At 36.4% G+C, this 16,662-nt stretch carries 15 protein-coding genes; 9 read left to right on the forward strand and 6 right to left on the reverse strand.

The genetic code is table 11. The annotated features are described in order from the left end of the window. Positions 1–74: 74 nt before the first annotated feature. From IGJ18_RS05605 to IGJ18_RS05620, 4 genes are all read right to left on the reverse strand, one after another. Entirely contained in the window at positions 75–1,379 is a 1,305-nt protein-coding gene (locus IGJ18_RS05605; protein ID WP_438842995.1) for an alpha-L-fucosidase, read from the reverse strand. A gap of 10 nt (positions 1,380–1,389) precedes the next feature. Beyond that, positions 1,390–1,875: a hypothetical protein gene (locus IGJ18_RS05610; protein ID WP_438842996.1), complete on the reverse strand. Its 486-nt coding sequence runs from the start codon at positions 1,873–1,875 to the stop codon at positions 1,390–1,392. 15 nt (positions 1,876–1,890) lie between these two features. Next, positions 1,891–3,759 carry a beta-N-acetylhexosaminidase gene (locus IGJ18_RS05615; protein ID WP_438842997.1) on the reverse strand — a complete coding sequence of 623 codons (1,869 nt, stop codon included), beginning with the start codon at positions 3,757–3,759 and terminating at the stop codon, positions 1,891–1,893. 421 nt (positions 3,760–4,180) lie between these two features. After that, positions 4,181–4,825 (reverse strand): DUF624 domain-containing protein, encoded by a 645-nt coding sequence (locus IGJ18_RS05620; protein WP_411245334.1) that lies wholly within the window; start codon positions 4,823–4,825, stop codon positions 4,181–4,183. Positions 4,826–5,081: 256 nt separating this feature from the next. Between IGJ18_RS05620 and IGJ18_RS05625 the strand changes: the two genes are divergently transcribed. From IGJ18_RS05625 to IGJ18_RS05640, 4 genes are read left to right on the forward strand one after another with little or no spacing between them, the layout of a single operon-like run. Beyond that, a complete protein-coding gene (locus IGJ18_RS05625; protein WP_438842998.1) occupies positions 5,082–6,428 on the forward strand; it encodes an alpha-L-fucosidase in 1,347 nt (448 codons plus the stop codon). A 33-nt stretch (positions 6,429–6,461) separates the two neighbouring features. Then, positions 6,462–7,415: an ABC transporter permease gene (locus IGJ18_RS05630; protein ID WP_034867549.1), complete on the forward strand. Its 954-nt coding sequence runs from the start codon at positions 6,462–6,464 to the stop codon at positions 7,413–7,415. A gap of 10 nt (positions 7,416–7,425) precedes the next feature. Beyond that, positions 7,426–8,337, forward strand: a complete 912-nt coding sequence (locus tag IGJ18_RS05635) for a carbohydrate ABC transporter permease (RefSeq protein WP_370566457.1) — start codon at positions 7,426–7,428, stop codon at positions 8,335–8,337. Between the two features lie 31 nt (positions 8,338–8,368). Continuing rightward, positions 8,369–9,991 carry an extracellular solute-binding protein gene (locus tag IGJ18_RS05640; RefSeq protein WP_081128673.1) on the forward strand — a complete coding sequence of 541 codons (1,623 nt, stop codon included), beginning with the start codon at positions 8,369–8,371 and terminating at the stop codon, positions 9,989–9,991. A gap of 65 nt (positions 9,992–10,056) precedes the next feature. Here IGJ18_RS05640 and IGJ18_RS05645 read toward each other — a convergent pair whose 3' ends face one another. Then, positions 10,057–10,242: a hypothetical protein gene (locus IGJ18_RS05645; RefSeq protein WP_438842999.1), complete on the reverse strand. Its 186-nt coding sequence runs from the start codon at positions 10,240–10,242 to the stop codon at positions 10,057–10,059. 51 nt (positions 10,243–10,293) lie between these two features. Between IGJ18_RS05645 and IGJ18_RS05650 the strand changes: the two genes are divergently transcribed. From IGJ18_RS05650 to IGJ18_RS05660, 3 genes are all read left to right on the forward strand, one after another. Beyond that, positions 10,294–11,703 carry a glycoside hydrolase family 1 protein gene (locus tag IGJ18_RS05650; protein ID WP_438843000.1) on the forward strand — a complete coding sequence of 470 codons (1,410 nt, stop codon included), beginning with the start codon at positions 10,294–10,296 and terminating at the stop codon, positions 11,701–11,703. Between the two features lie 274 nt (positions 11,704–11,977). Next, on the forward strand, positions 11,978–12,904 hold the full coding sequence (locus IGJ18_RS05655; RefSeq protein WP_010719439.1) for a manganese-dependent inorganic pyrophosphatase: 927 nt from the start codon (positions 11,978–11,980) through the stop codon (positions 12,902–12,904). A 226-nt stretch (positions 12,905–13,130) separates the two neighbouring features. After that, on the forward strand, positions 13,131–14,012 hold the full coding sequence (locus IGJ18_RS05660) for a DUF1803 domain-containing protein (RefSeq protein WP_240273941.1): 882 nt from the start codon (positions 13,131–13,133) through the stop codon (positions 14,010–14,012). A 165-nt stretch (positions 14,013–14,177) separates the two neighbouring features. On the opposite strand, the gene IGJ18_RS05665 is transcribed toward IGJ18_RS05660, so the two are convergent. Then, positions 14,178–14,564, reverse strand: a complete 387-nt coding sequence (locus IGJ18_RS05665) for a hypothetical protein (protein ID WP_240143728.1) — start codon at positions 14,562–14,564, stop codon at positions 14,178–14,180. 761 nt (positions 14,565–15,325) lie between these two features. On the opposite strand from IGJ18_RS05665, the gene IGJ18_RS05670 reads away from it, so the two are divergent. Next, a complete protein-coding gene (locus IGJ18_RS05670; protein ID WP_034700331.1) occupies positions 15,326–15,715 on the forward strand; it encodes a hypothetical protein in 390 nt (129 codons plus the stop codon). A 4-nt stretch (positions 15,716–15,719) separates the two neighbouring features. Further along, entirely contained in the window at positions 15,720–16,484 is a 765-nt protein-coding gene (locus tag IGJ18_RS05675; RefSeq protein ID WP_081128665.1) for an alpha/beta fold hydrolase, read from the forward strand. Positions 16,485–16,662: the final 178 nt, after the last annotated feature.

Below are 16,662 nucleotides of genomic sequence, written 5' to 3' on the forward strand. Positions count from 1 at the left end.
CTTTCGATGCCGATATTTTTTGTGAATCACCGAAGGAAGTATCATCTGCTTTTTATTTGGTCTTTATTTGCTCTTTATTCGTCTTTCAAGGTAATTTCAATTACTGGGATCAGCACATCAGGCTTGATGATTGGCAAGGTGATGACAAGATCTTCTGGAGCAATGACTGCTTCTGTAGAAGTAATCACTTCGTCCGGATCAAATCCTCGATAAAAAATTTCCGAGCCATCATTGAGCAGACGAATAAACTCAACTTTACCTGCTAATCCTTTAAGATGAAGGTTGCGGTAAGGATAAGAAAAGAGATGCAGATAAAGCTTGTTTTCATTTTGTGTATATCGGCAATCGTCAGGAGCTTCAAAGGCGCTATATGAACAGCCAATGACAGATGCTTTGTGAAGGGTCATCCAATCTCCGATAGCATGAAGCCGTTCCAACGTTTTCGTATCAATCATTCCTCGTGGATTAGGACCAATATTCATCAAGAAATTCCCATTTTTTGAAACGGTATCAATCAGCATTTTCAAAAGCATCTCACTACTTTTCCATTCCATATTGTCACGGTCATACCCCCAAGTGCCATACATTGTCTGACAAGCTTCCCAGATAACAGGCATGCCGTTTTTCTCTAATGGTTTATCAGGTTGAAACTGTTCTGGAGTAGTGATGCCATGGCCTAAATCAAGTCGATCATTCAATAGGAGATGAGGTTGCAGTTCTAAGCAGAGCTTTTCTAGTGCTTCGCTATCCCAATCAATGTGCCCTTTTCCTGTTGACCATCCCCAATCGCGGTGGCTGTAAGAAAAATCGAACCATAAATAATCGATTTTTCCATATTCTGTCAGTAATTCTTTGACTTGTTCACGTAGATAGCGTTGATAAATCTTGATATCTCTTTCGGAATTTTTTTCTCGCAGTTTCTGGTTCTCTCTTTCAGGATGCAGTCCGTCCAGTGGGAAATGTTCATGGCGCCAATCGATCAGTGAATGGTATAACCCGATTTTGATCCCGACTTTGCGAAAAGCCGGGAGTAGCTCTGCCAGAAGATCTCGTCCAAAAGCAGTATTGGTGATTTTGTAATCAGTTTGTTTCGTATCCCATAAGGCAAAGCCTTCATGATGTTTTGTCGTGAATACCATGTATTTCACCCCACAGCGAGCGGCTTCTTTTGCCCAAGCATCTGCATCAAACAAATCAGGGTTAAAATGCTGAAAATATTTTTTTGAATATTCCTCTAAAGAGACTTGTTCTGTGGTCATAAACCATTCGTGTCTAGCTCCCACACTGAACAAACCAAAATGGATAAACAAACCAAAACGATCATGGATAAACCAGTTAGGATCAGGATAGTCGGTGGGCCAATTATTGAATTTTTTCATATGAACACTCCTAATTTAAAAATTGTGTATTTGTCATTGTTGTTTCTTTGATTTTCCATTCATTCTCTTCCAAAATAAAGGTGTGATATGCCGTTGTGATATGATCTCGATACGCCTTCTTCCCATGATTCACTGTTTTTTGTTCTGCCACTACTAACATCGATTGAGGTGCTTGTTTGATTACTTCGAAAGAAAGCAGTTCATGACTGACATCATAGTCTTTAAAAAATTGCTGCATTTCTTTTGTGGTCGCTTTATGTGCATCTTTGACTAGTGTTGCTAAATAGTCGTTCAGATTTTTATCCGTTGCAGCCTTTAAATTTTGTTGCAAAAGCTGATGGCAGATGTTCGCAGTTCTTTGATTATTGATTTTCCCAGTGATTTTAGTAGATGTCTGTTTTGCTTCGACACGAGGCACGTTTCTGACAAGCTGAGAAGCAGCGGTGACCAACAAAAAAATACTCAGAATGACCAAAAAAAGAGTTCTCTTTTTCATTTTTTATCCCTGCCTTTAGATATCTGATAGTTTACTAGCACTATAAATTCCATGGAACAAGTTTCGCCCGACACCGCTTGCTGTTTTGAAAGGAGCATCGAAGGGTAAAGGCGTTTGCTCAAGCTCAGGCAATTGCTTGATTTCTCCTGTTAAAAATTTATTCAGTCGCCAAACGGCTGTTTCTATCCGACTTTTTAAGGCACCGTAACGAAGATCGATAATTTCATAGCCAAAGGGTTTATTCCATTCAAACCATAGCTGGCGATGGAGGTGTTGCAACTCATTGATCTTTTTGGTGAGAACTTCCAGTTCGTGAAGGATTAGTTGTAACTGGTCATTCCTTTTTGATTGATAGGCTCGATAAGAGCGGCCGATCAAATTTGTTTTTATAAAAAGGACTTGTGCTAATTTCTGATAAAAAGTAAACATCGTTTGTGTGTCCTCATTAGCTGTTACGCTAGATAGTTTCTCACTTAAGTCCTTATAATGCGCAGGAAGTTCTAAATTTTGCAGATCAACATCGTAAAGACCGTATAATAGATCTTGATAAAGTGCCAACTTACTACTATTTGATCCATCAGGGTTATTTTTTGCTACACCTTTCGTCTGATCAAAAGCATCTAGCAGTAAAAAATCATCAGCTTCAAGATGGTGGAAGAGACGGAAACGCTCCTTAATCAGTTCCATGCTTACTTCAGGAGCAAATTGTTCCTCGCTGAATTGTTGTAATCCTAACAAACTTGCGATGATCGGTGTTTCAGCACTATCATCGCCCCATAAAGTAGCATAAACTTCATTGATTTTTTCCTCTTTTGCGACAGAAAGACTAGCACTGGTCGTTTCAAACGATTTTCCATAATTTGGTGCAAGACCATTCCACGTCCAGATACCGCCCGCAAAAACGATTGGTCGGTGCAATTTTTTATGATTTGAAAAATGCAATTGGTATTCTTCTTTTGAATGATGGTAATAATCCCAATAAACCATACTAATTTCAGGAATCTTTGCAATCAAATCTTCTGGAAAATGTACGTCTTTATCGTAATAGTCTCCTGACTTTGAACCGATTCTAAAAAACATATCGCTCCACATCATGGGCTGTAACTGATAGTTCCTGCAGATTTCCATTACTTTTTTCAGATGCTTTTCCATAATATCAAAGCGATCGATCAAACCATGCTGGGTTAAATAATGACCACGTCCCAGATCATGAGCTTCGTCCATCCCGATATGAATTTTTGACGTTTTAAAAGCGGCTGCGATCACAGAAATTGCACGATCTAAAAATTGATATGTTTTTTCCTCTTCCACAAGGAGAATATCACTTGTATCTCTCATGCCATTGGCAAATCCCCATTTTAGCGGATTAGTTAAATGAGCCAGCGTTTGAATACAAGGAATCAGCTCGATTCCTACCGTCTCTGCAAAAGCATCCAACGCCTTTAATTCCTCAAGAGAATAGGCACCACGACAATAACCAAAATAAGGATAATCAGGGATTTGATACGTATCTTCCATATAAAGCATGCAGCTATTTAATCCCATCTTGCTACAAAGAACAAAAAAGTGTTTCAGCTGATCAACAGTCATCACAGCATTTCTAGAAAGATCTACCATGGGCCCAATTTTTTCAAATTGCGGAAACTCTTCATAAACAAATTCTTCTTCACAGCGATCTAACCAGAGTGACAGCGCTCGAAAAAGATGGGCTTTTTCCTGAAAATAGATAAACGTTTCGTTTTCTTTATTTTCAATTTTTAATGAACCGTTGCGCTGAATCAGTTGGAGTGGTTTTCCATTATCTGAAATAGTTAACGCTAATTCGTTTGTCGCAATTTCAAAAAAATCACGCATGACATCTGTAAGTTCGATTGAAACTTGCATAATAACCTCCTTGAAGTAATCGTTTTCATTTTCAGTATATAGCACTTGTAAAAAAAGAAAATAACTAGCTTGAAAGTACATAATCTGTTTATTTGACATAGTGAAAGTTGATGAATATACATAGCCAATCAGCTTCTGGAAAATAATAAATGAAAGAAAAAACGAAAGGGATAAGTAACAGGTAGTAGCCTTAGCAAAAATTGAAAAAAGGCTTGAGTCAACGATTGGCAGAAGGTTCCCTTTGATGGCGACAATTATGAATAGGGAGTGAAACAGACATTTGGCTTTTACCTAAAGGGCTGACGAATCGCATTGTAGATTGTAAGTTAAAAAAAAGCTATTATTGAGATTTCCTTGTAAAATCTCCTCGCAGTTCTGTTACAGCTTTTAGCTGTTTGTTTGATTTAAGGTTTGTTTTTTGTTATTGCGTTAAGGTACGATTTTTTTCTTCAATTTTAATCATTGATTGCAAAGAGAACCAACTTAATGGCAAACAGAATAAAGGCACAAAAGCCACGATTGTCAAAATTGGGAAAAAGGTAGAGATAGCCGTCACGACAAAGATCCCCAGAATAATCGCTACGGTTTCAATCAAGCTACACAAAGATAGAAATAATGCTTGTTTGAAATATTGTGTGAATGACAAATCATAACGTAAAAATACTGGGAATAAATAAAGAATGACCATGACAGTTGCGATAAATAATAATAAGATCCCCATATGAATGAAAGGGTTTTGTAAATACACAGCTGCAATTCTCAGATCCATCCATAGAAATCCTAGTAACATGCCAGCAGCATAGCCTAGTTGATTTGTTGAAATAAACAGATTATTGAAGCTTGTTTGAAAATCTGAATATAAGACTTGAGGAATTTGTTTTTCTTCAAATAAATGATAGAAAAATTTGAGAACGGTAACACTTGCGGGAAAAGTTCCTAGTAGAATACAACCTTTTAATACCGATAAAAACCAAAATACTTGGAGCTTGATGAGAAAAAGCAAGAATTTTCCTAAAGAATAGGTGAAATCAAAAATAGAATGTGGTGATCGTTTATGTTGATTCATAGCTAAAACCTCCTTGTATTAGTCATACAGCTCTTTTTATTATAGTAAGGTTTATTTATGTTTTCTATCAGTATGCGATTATTACATAGCTTTTTCTACTTTTACATAGTTACTTTCCGACTAAGAGATAAGATATAGATATCCTCTAAATAAGTTACGCTTTATGCTGTTTTTACATAGCTTATGCTTTTTACATATTGCTGTTGTCTTGCTTTTTTTGTAAATTTAAAGCACAAACATGAAAGGGGTTTCATAAATGGCGATACGCGGAGATATCGAAGTACCTAAAGAGGTTGAATTAGATCATAGGACTTATCCAGAAACAGAAATGCTAAAAGAACGATTAGAATGGTTTCAAGATTTAAAACTTGGCGTGATTTTTCACTACGGACTTTATGCTCAAGCAGGAATCGTAGAATCTTGGCAACTTTCTGAAAAAGACCTTTGGGCAAGAGAAGGGCGTGAGTTTCGGAAAGATTTTAAACAACTGCAACTAGACTACTGGAATTTGATTAAAGAGTTTAACCCAGAAAAATTACAGGCAAAGAAATGGGCAAGTATATGTAAAGAAGCAGGCTTTAAGTATTGTATTTTTACAACGAAACATCACGATGGGTTTAATATGTACAATACTCTTGAAACAGAATATAAGGTTGGCGGTAAACAAAGCCCGTTTAAAAGAGATATTTTAAAAGAAGTTTTTGAGGCTTTTCGTAAGGAAGAAATAGCAACAGGAGCCTACTATTCAAAAGCCGATTGGTATTCGCCGTTTTATTGGTTGGATGACGATACGATCAAGGGGCGGAATGCGAGCTATGATACGGAACGTTACCCAGAAATTTGGCAACGTTACGTAAGTTTTGTTCATAATCAGATTAAAGAAATCACGCATAACTATGGTCATGTGGATCTTTTATGGTTAGATGCTGGTTGGTGTGGACAGAAAAAAGAAGACCTGGAAATGGATCGATTAGCAGAAATCGCTCGTGAGAAGCAACCGGAATTAATTATTGTGGATCGTATGATGGGGGGCAGACATGAGAACTATGTGACCCCTGAACGAAAGGTGCCAGAACTAGCTGAAATTCCCAAGAAAGTTTGGGAAAGTAATATCCCGATTGGTGATGATTGGGGCTATGTACCAAATGATCGCTTTAAGAGTTCCCAAGAACTATTGGAAACTTTTGTCGATGTGGTCAGCAAAGGTGGGAATTTGATCTTAGGAGTTGGGCCAAAACCAGATGGTACCTTTACTGATGAAGAAACCAAAATCTTACAGGAAATTGGGAATTGGCTAAATATCTATGGAGAAGGAATCTATGAAACTCGCTCACAACCTAAAGAATGGCAAAATCAGTGGAAATTAACATACAACAAAGATCAAACCATACACTATGCCTTTCAAAGTATTCGCTTTACACAAGAAAAAATATTTTTAGCTGACATTGAGGCCGATAAACATCATGTGATTAAAGATTTATCTACAAAAAAAGAATTAGAAGTATATACGGAAGAAGATCAAATATATATCCTCAGCAGTGAATTAGAGAAACCAGCAATTGGGCTGATTGGTCTTGAAATTTTAAAAAAGCCACAAGGATAGAGATGAGTGAACTTCATAAAAGGAGGTTAAAAAATGGCTGATGCATTACTTGATGTCAATAAAGAGAAAGAGAAAACAAAATGGTCAGAGATCAAAAAAAAATTATATAAAAGCCGACAGCTGTATGTTTTTGTCATTCCAGCATTGGTGGTGGTTGCTGTTTTTTCTTACGGTCCCATGTACGGCGTGATTATAGCATTCAAGGATTATATCCCATCATTAGGAATTTTTGGAAGTCCTTGGGTAGGATTTAAGCATTTCCAACGTTTTTTTGATTCCTACTATTTCTGGGATCTAATTAAAAACACGTTAGGTATCAGTATATATTCTTTGGTCGTAGGATTTCCGCTACCGATTATATTAGCACTAGCACTAAATGAGTTGAAAGATGGAAAATTTAAAAAATTTACGCAGACAGTGACTTATGCACCTAATTTTATTTCAGTCGTTGTCGTTTGCGGTATGTTAATTGCTTTTTTGACGCCTTCCACCGGTATTATTAACCATCTACTGGTTTTTCTAGGTTTTGAGCGAATTAGTTTCATGACGGATCCTCGTTGGTTTAAAACGATCTACGTATTATCTGGGGTTTGGCAAGGAACAGGATGGGGTTCAGTGATTTATTTAGCTGCATTATCTGGTGTTGATACACAGCTTCATGAAGCTGCAACTGTTGATGGTGCAACGAGATGGCAAAGAATCTGGTATATCAACCTACCGACTATCATTCCTACTATGGTTATTTTACTGATCATGAATGTGGGGAGTTTGATGTCATTAGGTTATGAAAAAATCCTGTTGATGCAAAATGCGTTGAATATGGATTCTTCAAATGTGATTGCCACGTTTGTTTACAAACAAGGGTTGCTTGACGCACAGTACAGCTATGCATCAGCTGTCGGACTGTTCAATGCAGCAATCAACGCATTTTTATTGATCACAGTAAATAAAATTTCGCGTAAAGTCAGCGAAACAAGTTTATGGTAATGGAGGGAAAATAATGTATTCAAAAGCGATCCGATCATCGAAAGGTGACAAATTTTTCATGTTTCTCATCTACTTGTTTATTGCCATTGCCCTTTTGTTGGTTATTTATCCGTTGATTTATGTTATAAGCGCATCTATATCTAGTCCGACCTCCGTCAATTCTGGAGAAATGTGGTTATTGCCAAAAAAGATCACTTGGGATGGTTACAAAACGATTTTTACGTATAAAAGTATCTGGCAAGGTTACCGGAACACGATTTATTACACATTACTAGGAACATTTATCAATTTATTATGTACACTTCCTTGTGCATATGCTCTAGGAAGAGCAGAATTTTATGGGAAAAATCTATTTATGAAGTTTTTGATGGTTCCTATGTTTATCAGTGGCGGTTTGGTACCTACTTATTTATTGATTAAAAATCTAGGGATGAATGATTCGATTTGGGCGTTAGTTATTCCAGGGGCCGTTTCAGTTTATAATATTGCAATTACACGTACTTTCTTTCAATCTACCATTCCTAGAGAAATGGAGGAAGCGGCATTGATTGATGGATGTTCTGACTTTCAGATATTTATGAAGATTGTTTTACCATTATCAATGCCAATTATTGCAGTAATGGGACTATTTTGCGGAGTGGCCCATTGGAATAGTTATTTTAGCGCGTTAATCTATTTAACAAACAAATCAATGTATCCGCTTCAATTAATCCTGCGAGAGATTTTAGTGAATCAAGATTTAACAAAAGGAACAACAGAGATGACAGCAGCGGCAGCAGAAGTGGCTTATAGTAAACAACAGCTTGCACAAGTCATTAAATATGGAGTAATGATCGTTTCGACATTACCAATCATTATGATCTATCCGTTTTTACAAAAGTACTTTGTTAAAGGTGTCATGGTTGGTTCTTTGAAAGGCTAACTAAAAATAAATAAGAGAGTGAGTGAAATGAATGAAAAAATGTTATTTAGTAATTGCATCATTAGTGTTGACAACAACTCTTTTGGGTGCTTGTGGGAACAAGGGAAATACTGCTGGAAAAGAAGAAACTATTGCCGTTGAAAAAACCGGAATGCCAATCGTCAAAGAAAAAATCAACATGACGATGATGGCGCCTGGTGGAGAAGCAGAATGGGATGAGTTAGCTTCGGCTAAAGCGTTAGCGGAATTAACTGGAATCAATTTTGATTATATTACTCCGCCAAGTACAGATTTTGAAGCGAAATTGAATTTGGCTTTTGCTTCTGGTGAGTTACCAGATGTTATTTTTGGTGCAGGAAGTGGTCTTTCAAATGCCAAACAATCAGATTATGGATCACAAGGAATTTTAATTGCCTTGGAGGATTTGATTGATGACTATGCGCCAAATTTAAAGAAAATCCTTGATGAGAACCCAGAGTTCAAAAAATCAATTACTGCACCAGATGGTCACATTTATTCTTTACCACGATTATATCCAGAAGATACCTCTAGCCCTCTTTATATCTCACCTTTATGGTATAACGGCGAATGGCTAGAAAAATTAGGGGTAACCGAATTGCCAAAAAACACGGATGAGTTATATAAATTGTTGAAGCGATTCAAAGAAGAAGACCCCAACGGTAATGGCAAACAAGATGAGATTCCGTTATCAGACGGCAACAAGTTGGCAATTATTCGTACGTGGTTGCTACCTGCTTTTGGTATGAAATCTCTAGGAATCGAAGAAGTTAACGGAAAAGTGCGTTATGCTGCTGCATCGGCTAACTATAAGGAATATTTAACGTATATGAATAAACTTTATTCAGAAGGATTGCTGGACCCAGAAGTCTTCTCGCAGTCAGAAGAAAAGTATCAAGGAAACACACAAACAGATAAAGTCGGTTTATTTGGCGCGTATGCTTCATACATGGCTACTGGTAAAATGCCTGAGGAGTCTTTATCAGATCCAATGTTTTCACCAGTTACTTCAAGTATTCAAAATACACCTTTAGCACCGGGTCATCCTCGTGTAACAACTGGAACTTTTGCGATTACCAATAAATGTAAAAGTCCAGAGGCAGCAATGCGATGGGCGGACTATCTTTACACAGAAGAAGGCCAAGATTTAATGACAAAAGGTCCAGAAGGGGCATTTTGGAAATATGAAACAAACGATTCTGGAGAAAAAGTTCGGGTATATACAGGTGAAAATAAACAAAAGATGGAAGAAGACCGTGGGAAAATTGCAATGGATTATGGCTTAGTCGTACCGGGATTAGAAGACGATTATGCCCAAAGTGTTTTAGCTAATGTCAACGATCCTGATCCTAGTGTATGGACGGAATTTCGCATGAAAGAAATCAACGAGAAAATCATGCCCAATACCGAGGTACCTTTCCCAATTGTTTATATGACGAAAGATGAAGCAGATCAAATTGCGATCAACGCGACGGACATTCGGACTTATGTAGAGCAAATGGAAGCTAAATTTATTACAGGTGTGGAAAGTTTGGCTAAATGGGATGAATATGTCAGTACATTAAAATCAATGGGATTAAATGATTTTGTCAGCACTTATCAAAAAGCATATGATCGTTGGGCTAAAACCGAATAATCATCTTTAACATCAAAGTGGACGTTTGGGATGTTCCTAGCGTCCAGCTTTGTTTGAACAAAATATCAAGAGTTTGGAGAAACCAAAATGAGATCATTAGCAACTAGCATAGCGATGATGGTCAAACAAATGGTTTCATGATAAAGATCAAAGAGAACGAGTATCACACTGACTAAATAATTTTGCCAAATCATGGCAAATATAAATGAGAAAAAGAATGAACCAACATAAACGATGATCATTGGGTTCACTGACTGAAGGGAATCAGTGGATAAAACGATAGAAAAGGAAGGAAATTTTAAATGGATACATTTCCACAAAACTTTCTGTGGGGAGCAGCGGCTTCTGCCCCTCAGACAGAAGGAGCTGCTTTGGTTGATGGCAAGAGCCCATCAACTTGGGATAAGTGGTTTGAAATAGAACCAGAATTGTTTTATAACGGAACAGGACCAGAAAATACCTCTAATACGTATTATCAATACAAAGAAGATGTTGCCTGTATGAAGGCAATGAATTTAAATTCCTATCGGACATCGATTGCTTGGACGCGTCTTTTACCGGATGGCAAGACATTAAATCCGCAAGCTGTTGATTTTTACCGAGCCTATTTTCAGGAAATGTTGGACAATGGCATTGAGCCGATCATCAATTTGTTCCATTTTGATATGCCTTGGTGGCTAATGGAAAAAGGTGGCTGGGAAGTTCGTGAGTCAGCGGATCATTTTGCATTTTACGCAAAGACTGCGTTTGAAGCTTTTGGCGATTTAGTAAAAAAATGGGCGACGTTCAATGAGCCTCTTGTACACATCGAATGTGGGTATATGGGAGATGCACATTGGCCCAAGGTGCATGATTTTAAACGAGCTATACAAGTTGCTTATCACACACTACTAGCGCATGCGAAAGCTGTAAAGGAGTACCGGGGCTCTTCTTTTAATGACGGACAAATTTCTATCATTCTCAATTTAGCACCCGTTTACTCTAAAAGCGAAGAAGCTGAAGACGTGGCTGCTGCAAAGTGGGCAGACCTGTTTTATATTCGCAGCTTTCTGGACTGTGCGGTACGAGGTACTTTCCCAGAAGAGCTGGTAGAGGTATTACGAGAAAGTGATTTGCTTCCTAAAACAGAAACAGGTGATAAAGAAATTTTTGCGGAGAATACAGTAGACTTTATTGGTTGTAATTATTACCAGCCATTACGTGTTCAAGCACCTCAAGAAAAGAAACGACCAATCACAGGACTAAGAGATTTATTCCGAGGTTATGATTGGCCGGAGAAACGAATTAACCCACATCGTGGCTGGGAGATTTATCCGCGGGGAATCTATGATATTGCGATGCGGTTAAAAAACAGTTATAGCAATATCCCTTGGTATATTTCAGAAAACGGGATGGGTGTGTCGCAAGAAGAACGGTTCAACAATAAAGAGAATATGATTGACGACAACTACCGAATTGATTTTTTATTTGAACATTTGACGCAACTGCAGCAGGCAATTTCAGAAGGTTCTCCTTGCTTTGGGTATCATATGTGGACATTTGCTGACTGTTGGAGTTGGTTGAATGCCTATAAAAATAGATATGGTTTTTATCGTGTCGATCTGGACAATGGCTATAAACGGTTACCGAAACAATCAAGTTTATGGATGGCACAGGTAATTGCTGAAAAACGCTTAGTTGAACCGTTTGCTCAAAACTCAAGTAGTCATTAAAGGCTAGTAAAGAAAAAAACGATAAATGATTTACTTTTCCCAACTTTTTCTTTCAGTACAAAGAGTTCTGCAATGAAATGAGTAATGGCATGGCCAACTTTTTAAATGACTGTTTCATGGTACTTCGCGCTATCAAAAATTTTGTTTACGATTGTTTGATATAAAAGGAAGATGGATCGGAATTTCTTCCATCCTAGAAATTATAGCGTCAGTATTGCTTCTTTCGGTTTTTTTGCTATTATTAAGTAGGAGAAACCATAAAGGAGCGAGACAAATGTCAAAAATTTTAGTTTTTGGTCACCAAAATCCAGATACAGATGCAATTGGAGCGGCAATCGCCTTTTCACACTTGCAAAATCAACTAGGAAAAGAAACTGAAGCTGTAGCTTTAGGTACACCTAACGAAGAAACACAATATGCATTAGATTACTTTAAGTTATCTGCCCCACGTGTCGTTCAATCAGCAAAAGAAGAAGCAACACAAGTGATGCTAGTGGACCATAATGAATTTCAACAAAGTATTTCTGATATTGCAGAAGTAGAAATTTTAGCGGTCGTTGATCATCATCGGATTGCAAATTTTGAAACAGCCAATCCACTTTATTACCGAGCTGAACCAGTAGGTTGTACAAGTACAATCATTTTGAAGTTATATAAAGAAAACCAAGTAGAACTTCCTAAAGAGATTGCTGGCATTATGCTTTCTGCAATTTTATCTGATACATTGCTATTCAAATCACCAACATGCACATCAGAAGATGAGGCAGCTGCAAAAGAACTTGCAACAATTGCAGGCGTTGATTTGACAAGCTATGGGTTAGATATGTTAAAGGCCGGTACAAATCTTAGCGATAAATCAGCTGCAACCTTACTTGATCTTGATGCCAAAAGCTTCCCAATGGGAGAAGCTAATGTTCGTATTGCACAAGTGAATACAGTCGATTTAAGCGAAGTAATGGCTCGTCAAACGGAACTGGAAGAAGCGATGACTGAAGAAATGGCTAAAAATGGATATGACCTCTTTGTCCTAGTGGTAACGAATATCCTAGATAGCGATTCGGAATTATTAGTTGCAGGTCAAGGATTAGATAAAGTCGAAGAAGCTTTCCAAGTTAAATTAACGAACAATCGTGCCTTATTAAAAGGTGTTGTTTCTCGTAAGAAACAAGTCGTTCCTCAGCTAACAGCAGTTTTTAACTAAGCTAGCTAATGGGGTGCTAACACCTTTTATTCGATTTATTAAAGAGCCTGACAGCTATTTGTTCCAGGCTCACAATGCCAGCCTAGCTTGTTCGATCAAAATGAGGTTGGAACAGAAGTGATCCAGCTTTAAAAAATAAGCCGAAGAATCCGAAAATAGTTGCTCGTATTTTTGGGATTCTTCGGCCTATTTCCGATTGAGCTAGGGAAAACGAGAAGGGGAAAAAATGAACTATTTTTATTCACAAAATCACCAGCAGTTGCTTAGCAAACTAGTAAACAATGCTGTTTTTCCAACTTTGATTGAGTATTTGCATCATCATCAAGAAGAAGACATTATTTTGAGAGAGTTGAAAAAAAATTTTGATCAACCGAAATTTGAAGCTTTTCTTGATCAGTTGATTGATGAAAATCTAATCAAGCGGGAAAATCGTCGTTATAAGTTGAATTTTCCAATATTTGAGGAAGAAACTTATCAAAAAGAAATTGAAGAAGCTGCAGCCAAGATTTTACAAGCTATTAGTCCTTTGTCGCAAACGGAAAAACAGTTGGTTATGGGAAATGAATGTTGGCAAGAATGTTTCGTGTCTAATTCAACCTATTTTTATGCAACCTTAGAAGATCTTATTCCTGTGACGAGACAGGTTGCTGGCAATGAGAATTATCGATTTGTTTCTTTAAATTATCATAACAAGTTATCTTATTCTCTTGCCAATTATTTTTATTTACAAAAGAAACAATTACCTGTGCCATCAGAATTTTTAAAACTTGTAGAACTGATCGGTGACGTCAACGAAACTTATTATTTTGATCAAGTTGAAGTAATCATTGAGCGTATCCAAGCTCAAAAATATAAGAATCGTCGTTCCAGTATCTTCTTTGATTCACTGATCTTGTCGAATACTGTTAAAGTTGTGAAAATTGATGATCAGCTCAACTATCAATTAGCATTGCCGTTGGTTAAAACGGCAAACAGCAGAAGACAACTACCCAAAATCGCTGCTGGAAGAACCGTGGAAGAGCATGCTTATATTGCTAGAAAAGTCTATGATCGTCTTATCAAGGAACTAAATTTAGCAGATTTTTCTTATATAGAAAAAATCAACTGAAAAATTTTTAGACTCAACTGTTAATAATCCTCAGACATCAAAGTTATCAGAAATGACTAGCTTTGATGTTTTTTATGTAAAGTTCAATCATTTATGTCTATTGTAAAGGATTCTTTATTAGCAATATCATCCGAAAAATAAAAAAACAGTTCAAGGCACTTAGACTTACTTGTCCTGAACTGTTTTTCTTATTTGCCACATCATCATTCCTAAACACGAAATGAAGAGTAATTCAAGAAAATTACTAGTGATTTGAATATTTGCTGGATCAAAAGTTGGCGCTAACGCTAATACAAGAAAAGAAAAGACACTATAGACAAAGCAGAATAGTGGGATTAGTTGCATTAAAAGTGGCAAGCGTAACTTTTTGAATATTAGTGAAAAAATAAAGTAAGTAAAGATGGATAAAATGATAACCAGTCCATTCAGTATAAAAAAGAACAATGAATTTTGGTTAAAGGAATAGAATAAAACGGTCAGCAATGCGAGCAACCTGGATGCAACAAAAATTGTAGCAGCTTCATCCATCTTTTTTGGGATTTGTTTTTTCACATATGTTCGAAAAGCCAATGAAAAAATAAAACCACACAAAGATGAAAGAATTAACAAGAAGAGGCTCTCATCTACCTGACTTAAACCGGGGTGATCTAACAATAACCAGCCAAAGGCATTACATGGTATATCGGAAGATCTGAAATAGGAATAGCATAAGAACAAAAAAAGTGTCAATAGGGCGAAAAGCGTCCCTATGTGCAAAAATGTACTTGTCTGTCGTTTCGTTTTCATATATTCTCCTGATAAAAATAGTGTTAATCAGATATATGATAACAAAATGATGAGTATATGTCGATGCTTTTTAATGGAAATAAAAAATAAAGGCTTTTTTTATATGGTAAATTTCATTTTAACTTCAATTACAAGTTTTCAAACTAATTTAATTAAAGGTTTTACTAATGATGTGCCTCACTTAAATGTTTTTATTCACAAAGAAATTTAGTGACAACATTGATTATTACTTATGAGTTAATAATAGATCAGTTTGATGTAGATTTTCCCAAAAGTATATTTATTCTCTATTTTAAAAAGGAGAAGTTTGAACATGAAATGCCTGAAAAAAGAATTAAATTTTTTCAGAACTAGACAGACAAAATGAGGAGCATGACAAAAAATCAAGAGGTACTTATAGGTTGTTAGGTCATTTTGATTGTGAACGATTATTTGGAAAAAAAGAAAAAATTAAAATTTAAGCCTTTTTTGTTCTAAATGATGATAAAACGATTATAATAGAATTATAAAGAGAGTTGGTGATACGAATGAAAATAATAAACCGAGCCATAGGAGTCACTCATGTTCTCAGTGTTGCCTCTTGTGGGTATTTAGATTTATATTCACTTCAGCAGCCCATCGTAGCCAATAATAATATCTTTCAGATATCATTGACCGATAGCTTGCTTTTAAGTATTTTTTTATTTTCCGTGATCTTTATCGGAAATATTTTTGGCAGCTTTGCTAGTTTTTTTAATTTCACAATTTATCCACTGCTTACCTTAGGATTAGGACTAGCTGGTCTTTTAGCATTATTGCTCTTTTCAAAAACGATGAGCTTATTTTTGATTTTGTTTGGTACGATTTGTTTATTTCAAATTGTGGTTAGTGGATGGGAAATATTTCGTTCGACTATTTTGATGAAGATCGGAGACTAAAGAAGTGAATCCAATTATATTAAAACGTAAAGTAAATAATATTCCATTATTAGAAGTTGTCCTAACCGAATTAAGAGCTGAAAAAATTCCGATAATTATTTATTATCATGGTTGGCAAACGAGTAAAGAATTAGTTTTGACACAAGGAAGAAAGTTTGCTAAACAAGGATTTCGTGTCTTACTACCAGATGCAATGAACCATGGTGAAAGAAAGCAAGTAGTTTCTGCTATTCCTTCCTTTACCTTTTGGAATAGTATTTATGGAAACTTATTTGAATTTGAGACTTTATTGAAGCACTTAGAAAAACGAGATGTTCTTCATGAAAAAGTAGCTGTAGGTGGCGTTTCAATGGGGGGGATGACGACTTGTGCGTTGTTAACAAAACATCCGCATTTGGTTGGTGGTATTTGTCTGATGGGTTCCCCTGCGCCTGAACAGTATGCTAAAGAAATTTACAAAAGAGCTCATCAGTACCAATACATACTGCCGAACGATTATTTTGATTTAATTTCTTGGGTCGAAAAATATGATTTATCTTTGCAGCCAGAAAAACTAGCTGGGCGACCTTTATATTTTTGGCACGGTGAAAAAGACGAGAAAATTCCCTTTCAACAAACCAATGATTTTGTGAAAAATAATCAAAAAGAGCGTTATGGTCAAGGAATTGTTTTTGATTATTCGCAAACCGAAAAGCATATGGTAAAAGTCCCATTGATGGATACAGCAACCAAATTTTTGGTGCAAATGATGAATGGACCCAAAGAATAGAAAAGACAGGTGTATTCTAATTTTTTATAATAAAATAAATAGAGAAGTAAACAATACTATGAAATAATCGAAGTTGAGGTTGAGAAATAAGCGTTTAGCATCAAGAAATACGAAAGAATATCCAAAAATTGACAAGAAACACAAACACTGGTTTTTTCTGTTGATGGATACTTACTAG

The sequence above is a fragment of the Enterococcus sp. AZ078 genome, from assembly GCF_051714985.1.
Lineage (GTDB): Bacteria > Bacillota > Bacilli > Lactobacillales > Enterococcaceae > Enterococcus_B > Enterococcus_B hirae.

Coding starts and splice junctions, on each gene's coding strand:
- IGJ18_RS05640 (WP_081128673.1), top strand. CDS start 8,369: ATGAAAAAATGTTATTTAGTAATTGCATCATTAGTGTTGACAACAACT.
- IGJ18_RS05605 (WP_438842995.1), bottom strand. CDS start 1,379: ATGAAAAAATTCAATAATTGGCCCACCGACTATCCTGATCCTAACTGG.
- IGJ18_RS05630 (WP_034867549.1), top strand. CDS start 6,462: ATGGCTGATGCATTACTTGATGTCAATAAAGAGAAAGAGAAAACAAAA.
- IGJ18_RS05660 (WP_240273941.1), top strand. CDS start 13,131: ATGAACTATTTTTATTCACAAAATCACCAGCAGTTGCTTAGCAAACTA.
- IGJ18_RS05670 (WP_034700331.1), top strand. CDS start 15,326: ATGAAAATAATAAACCGAGCCATAGGAGTCACTCATGTTCTCAGTGTT.
- IGJ18_RS05615 (WP_438842997.1), bottom strand. CDS start 3,759: ATGCAAGTTTCAATCGAACTTACAGATGTCATGCGTGATTTTTTTGAA.
- IGJ18_RS05620 (WP_411245334.1), bottom strand. CDS start 4,825: ATGAATCAACATAAACGATCACCACATTCTATTTTTGATTTCACCTAT.
- IGJ18_RS05655 (WP_010719439.1), top strand. CDS start 11,978: ATGTCAAAAATTTTAGTTTTTGGTCACCAAAATCCAGATACAGATGCA.
- IGJ18_RS05650 (WP_438843000.1), top strand. CDS start 10,294: ATGGATACATTTCCACAAAACTTTCTGTGGGGAGCAGCGGCTTCTGCC.
- IGJ18_RS05610 (WP_438842996.1), bottom strand. CDS start 1,875: ATGAAAAAGAGAACTCTTTTTTTGGTCATTCTGAGTATTTTTTTGTTG.
- IGJ18_RS05625 (WP_438842998.1), top strand. CDS start 5,082: ATGGCGATACGCGGAGATATCGAAGTACCTAAAGAGGTTGAATTAGAT.